The organism is Novosphingobium acidiphilum DSM 19966 (assembly GCF_000429005.1).
In the GTDB taxonomy this organism is placed as follows: domain Bacteria; phylum Pseudomonadota; class Alphaproteobacteria; order Sphingomonadales; family Sphingomonadaceae; genus Novosphingobium; species Novosphingobium acidiphilum.
The window spans coordinates 90805-96132 of record NZ_AUBA01000012.1 but is presented as its reverse complement, the minus strand read 5'-3'; the positions used below and the strand labels follow the sequence as shown (position 1 = coordinate 96132).

The window sequence follows — 5328 nt, the reverse complement described above, 5'->3', positions numbered from 1 at the left end:
ACATTGTTACGTGACGCAGTGCGGGGGCGCTGCGTCACTTTTCCCCGATTGGCGAAGAAACGATCGGCACGACCGGTGTGCCGGTAAATGGATCGCGCGTTATTCTGTAAATAACCGATTTACCCCAATCACTTGATTAATATGACAATGATCTGTGGTAAGAGCCGACTTATGGATATGATCATGCCGTCCGGCCTTAAGATGACGCATTACTTCGCTGCTTGCCTGGTGTTCATGTCCTGCACATCCACCGCCATCGCCGGTGAAGACGCGGCGTCGGCCGGATCGCGGCCGGTGCCTGTTCCCGCACTGGCGCAAGTGCCCGCGCAGCAGGATGCCGGTGATGCGGTGCAGATCCCCGCAATTCCGTTCGACCCCGATCTGGCGGCGGCGTTTGCGACCGCCCTTGATCGCAATCCCGCGGTCACTTCGGCCAAGACCGAGGCGCAGGCCGCCGGCGTCGATATCCGCGCCGCCAAATGGCAGCGCGCGCCGACGGTGTCGGTGCAATCCAATTATTACGGTGTGCAGGGCGATGAACCGGCGCGGTTCGGACCCACGCTGACGGTCGATCTGCCGCTGGTGGATTTCGGCCATGTCCAGGCCGGCATCAGCCGCGCCATCGCCAACCAGCGCGGTGCCAGCGCCAGCTTTGACCAGGCGCGCCGCGATGTGATGCTGCAGGTCGCGGCACAGTTTTTCGAATGCAAACGCCTGTCCGAACGGATCCGCATCATCGACCGCAACCTGGCCGCGCTCGAGGGCATGCAGGAATCGATGCACCGCCGCGTGGAGCAGGAATTGAGCCCGCAATCCGATCTGCAATTGGCGCGCACGCGCACGCTGCAAGTGCGGATCATCCGCGATTCGACCCTGGCCCAGCGCGAAGCGGCGCTGCGCCGGCTGCAGGAACAGCTGGTCGATCCCGAATACAGCGTCAGCGATACGCCGATCGTCGGCAGCCTGGGCCTGAACGGCGCGATGGACGATATCCAGGGCATCGCCGAGGGGCAGGATCCGCAGCGCAAGCGGCTGCTGGCCGAGGCGCAGGTGGCCGCGGCCGACGCCCGGGCCAGCCGTTCGGCCAGCATCCCCAGCCTGAACCTCGAATACGATTACGACCAGATCTATCACCATCGGGTGGGCGTGGCGCTGAAGGCGCAGGCCACCGGCCTGTCGCAGATCGTTGCGGCCAAGGCCGCGGGTCTTCGCGAAACCGCCGCCAGCCAGAAAGTCGATACCGCCGTGCACGACCTGCGGGCCGAGATCGCGGCGGATTTCATCGATTACAAATCCGCGCTGGCGCGATCGGGCGTGGCGACTGAATCGAGCCTGTCCAACGATGAAGTGCGCGATTCGTACTTGCGGCAGTTCACCGCCGGCAAACGCACCTGGCTCGACGTGATGAACGCGGTGCGCGAGGCCATGACCGCGCAGCTGGATGTCGTCGACATCCATTACGAGGCGCTGTTGATGCAGACGCGTCTGCTGATCCGCATGGGCGTGGTGCCCGATGAAACCAAAAGGCAGAATTGATCGTGTCGCCCTTTTTCGATCTCGTGGCGGCGCTGGCACGCCGCGTTCATGCCAACCTGGCGCCCGACTGGCAGTCGGCTGTCGAAATCGACATCGCGATCGACGACGATCAGGCGCTGGCGCAGCTGAGCGCGCTGCTGGGTTGGGAACCGCCGATCACCGTGCGGGGCCGGCCCAAATCCAATGCCTTTCCAATGTTCGTGTTCATGCCCGACACGGGCTGGGCGATCGCCGAACAGTGGCAGGACGAAGACACCATTCGCGTCATCACCGTGGGTGGCGTGGTCGAATGCACCTGGTCGCCCGATCTGCTGCTGGCCTATCTGAGCTTTCCCAAAACGCCGGGCGAACATAATCCGCAGTCGGCGCGCAGCGTGTTTGTCCGCGCGATAGCCGGGCGCAGGCGCATGATCGTCGAGGCGACGGTGGCCACCGTGATGATCAACCTGCTGGCGCTGGTCACCTCGGTCTATTCGATGCAGGTCTATGACCGCGTCATCCCGCGTTCCAGCTTTTCCACGCTGTGGGTGCTGTCGTTCGGCATGCTGGTTGCCCAGCTGTTCGATTTCCTGATCCGCAACACGCGCGCCAACATGGTCGATCGCGAAGCGTCCGAGATCGATGCCGAAGTTTCGGAATACTTTTTTGCGCGGATGCAGGCGGTGCGCCTTGATGCGCGGTCGGGTGGCGTGGGCACGATGGCCGCGCAATTGCGCGGGCTGGAACAGATCCGCAGCGTGCTGGCTTCGGCATCGCTGTTCGTGCTGGCCGATCTGCCGTTTGCGGTGCTGTTCCTGGTCGTGCTGTGGATGATCGGTGGTCCGGTGGTGATCGTGCCGCTGATCACGTTTCCGTTGTCGATCGGGATGGCGCTGGGCTTTTCCCGCCTGATCCGCAGCGACACCGCCAAGGCGCAGGTGTCGGGCAATCGCAAGAACGGCCTGCTGGTGGAATCGCTGGCTTCGGCCGAAACGATCAAGGCCAATCTGGGCGGTTGGCACATGCTGGCCGCGTGGAACACGCTGGTCGAACGCGTGCATCACCATGACGACCATGTGCGCCGCTGGTCGACGCTGGCCGGTTCGACATTCAATTTCCTGCAACAGCTGGCCTATATGGGCATCATCATTGTCGGGGCCTTCGCGATCTCGGATCACCAGCTGTCGATGGGTGGGCTGATCGCGTGTACGATCATCGGCGGCCGCATCAACGGGCCGCTGGTGGCGTCGCTGCCCAATCTGGTGGTGCAGTGGGGCTATGCCAAATCGTCGTTGAAGGCGCTGGACAGTCTGCTGTCGCTGCCGCGCGACCGCGCGGTCGGGCAAAGCACGCTGCGCCTGCCCGAAGTGCAGTCGGGCATCCGGCTGCAAGGTGTGCGGTTTGAATATGCCGGTGCGCGCTCGGGCATCGATGTGCCGGGGCTGTTCATCGGCCGTGGCGAAAAGGTCGGGATTGTCGGCAATATCGGCTCGGGCAAGTCGACCCTGCTGAAAACGCTGGCGGGGCTTTATGCCGCGCAGCAGGGTCAGGTGTCGATCGACGGGCTGAACATGGCGCAAGTGGCCGAAAACGACTTGCGCCAGCGCATCGCCTATCTGCCGCAGGACTATCATCTGCTCAGCGGCAGCCTGCGCGACAACCTGACGCTTGGCGTGGCGAATTCGTCGGACGAGGCACTGATGACGGCGGTTGGCGCCACCGGGCTGGAAGGCCTGATCCGCCAGCATCCGATGGGCCTGGATCTGCCGATCACCGAAGGGGGCCAGGGGCTGTCAGGGGGGCAGCGCGCGCTGGTCGGGCTGACCCGGGCGCTGCTGTTTGATCCGGCGTTTCTGTTTCTGGACGAGGCAACCGCCAATCTCGACCCCGAAACCGAAGCCAATGTGCTGCGCAAACTGTTTGCCCAGCACGCCCGTTCGGCGATCGTGATGGTCACGCACAAGTCGCAATTGCTGCGGCTGGTCGATCGGCTGATCGTGATGATGGACGGGCGGATCGTGCTCGATGGCAAGACCGAGGATGTGCTCGAACGCCTGCGGCCAAAACCGCAGGACAGCTCGCCCCAGGCCAAGCAGTTTACCTATCAGGCCGATGCCTGAGCGTGATCCGGTTCCCGTCACGCGCATCGCGCACCCGATCCAGAATATGCGGAAAAACCCATGTCTCATGAAATCGCCACCAAAGCCCATTTGAACAAGCTGGACGGCGACCGCCGCCGGCGTCGGTCAAGCCGGATCATCCTGTTCAGTGTCCTGCTGATGACCACTGCGGTGGGCTGGGGCTATTTCGCCACGCTGGACCAGACCAGCCGCGCCACCGGCCAGATCATTCCGGCGGGTCGCGATCAGATCATCCAGGCACCCGACGGCGGCCAGATCACCCGCATCCTGGTCAGGGAAGGCGACCACGTGAAGGCGCGCCAGCCGTTGTTCCTGCTGGACCAGGCCAAAGTGAGCGCGGGCGTTGACGAGGCCAAGGGGCGGGTGGCCGCGTTGCAGGCGCAGATGGCCCGGATCGAAGCGGAACTGTTCGACAAGCCGCTGTCGTTCCCGTCGGACTCGTCACAGTTTGCCGAGCTTGAGGCAAGCCAGAAGCAGCTTTATCTGAAGCGCAGGACATCGCTGCACGAACAACTGGCGTCGCTCGATCGCATGCGCGCGCTGGCGCAGAACGAACTCGAACTGAACCAGCCGCTGCTGAAATCGGGCGATGTCAGCCGGTCGGAAGTCATGCGGTTGCAGCGCCAGGTTGTCGATATCGAGGCGCAGTCCGACAACACGCGCAACAAATACCTGCAGGATCTGCAGGCGGAATACGCCAAAGTGGGCGAGGATCTGGTTACCGCGCGCGAAGTGCTGAAGCAGCGGCAGGCAGGCATGCTGGATACGGTGATCCGGGCGCCGACCGACGGCGTGGTTAAAAATGTGCGGTTTACAACCGAGGGCGGGGTGCTGCGCGCGGCGGATGAATTGGCGCAGATCGTACCCACCGGGCAGGAACTGATCGTCGAGGCGAAAGTTTCGCCATCGGATATCGCCTATATCCGGGTCGGGCAGGGCGCTTCGCTGAAATTCGACGCCTATGATTCGAGCATTTTCGGCAGCGCGGACGGCGTGGTCACCTATATCAGCCCTGACACATTGTCCGAACAATCACCCGGCACGGCCGAGCGCACGTTCTATCGGGTGCATATCCGGGTCGATACACGCCATATGAAGGGGCCGGCCGGACATGCCGTGCAGCTTCAGCCGGGCATGACGGCCACTGTCGAGATCAAGACCGGCAGCGGAACCGTGCTCGGTTATCTGTTGAAGCCGATCATCAAGACGCTGGCCGAGGCAATGAATGAAAAATAGCGTCGGCGCGCAAGGCCGGTCAAAGCCCTGATTTTCAGGTTTTTATACGACGCTTTGCAAGACGAAGTGATGTCATGGAAAAATATCGTTCATGATTTCACTTTGTCTTAAAAACACCCGGATCCTTTCCGAAAGATTGTAAATCGGAACGCGGCGATCCTGGGTTGAAATTGCCACTTCAAGGATGCCCTGATCGAGCAGGCGCGATATTTTTCGCGAAACAGTCGGCTGGCTGGCCTTCACTGATCCGTAAATGTCGCCCGCCGGGCGCGGGCCGCGGATCAGCAACAGCGTGATTTGTCCTTCAACGGTCAAAAGATCAGATTCACTGAATCCATTTATGGTCGGATCGACCTTTTCTTCGTTGATAACAAAATGTTTCATGTGCTGCGGGGTATCTCGAATTTTTCCGAAAATTCAAATAAGTAATACTACG

Annotated in this window: 4 protein-coding genes; 3 read left to right on the top strand and 1 reads right to left on the bottom strand. The window is 61.9% G+C overall.

Annotated features, from left to right (window positions below):
- Positions 1-234 precede the first annotated feature (234 nt).
- From G404_RS0111815 to G404_RS0111805, 3 genes are read left to right on the top strand one after another with little or no spacing between them, the layout of a single operon-like run.
- The gene (locus G404_RS0111815; RefSeq protein ID WP_169719705.1) at positions 235-1536 is read left to right on the top strand and encodes a TolC family protein; all 1302 of its coding nucleotides are present in this window, start codon (positions 235-237) and stop codon (positions 1534-1536) included.
- A gap of 2 nt (positions 1537-1538) precedes the next feature.
- The gene (locus G404_RS0111810; protein ID WP_051280617.1) at positions 1539-3635 is read left to right on the top strand and encodes an ATP-binding cassette domain-containing protein; all 2097 of its coding nucleotides are present in this window, start codon (positions 1539-1541) and stop codon (positions 3633-3635) included.
- A 60-nt stretch (positions 3636-3695) separates the two neighbouring features.
- Entirely contained in the window at positions 3696-4892 is a 1197-nt protein-coding gene (locus G404_RS0111805) for a beta-barrel domain-containing protein (protein WP_051280615.1), read from the top strand.
- Positions 4893-4964: 72 nt separating this feature from the next.
- Here G404_RS0111805 and G404_RS0111800 read toward each other — a convergent pair whose 3' ends face one another.
- On the bottom strand, positions 4965-5276 hold the full coding sequence (locus tag G404_RS0111800; RefSeq protein WP_028641264.1) for a winged helix-turn-helix domain-containing protein: 312 nt from the start codon (positions 5274-5276) through the stop codon (positions 4965-4967).
- Positions 5277-5328: the final 52 nt, after the last annotated feature.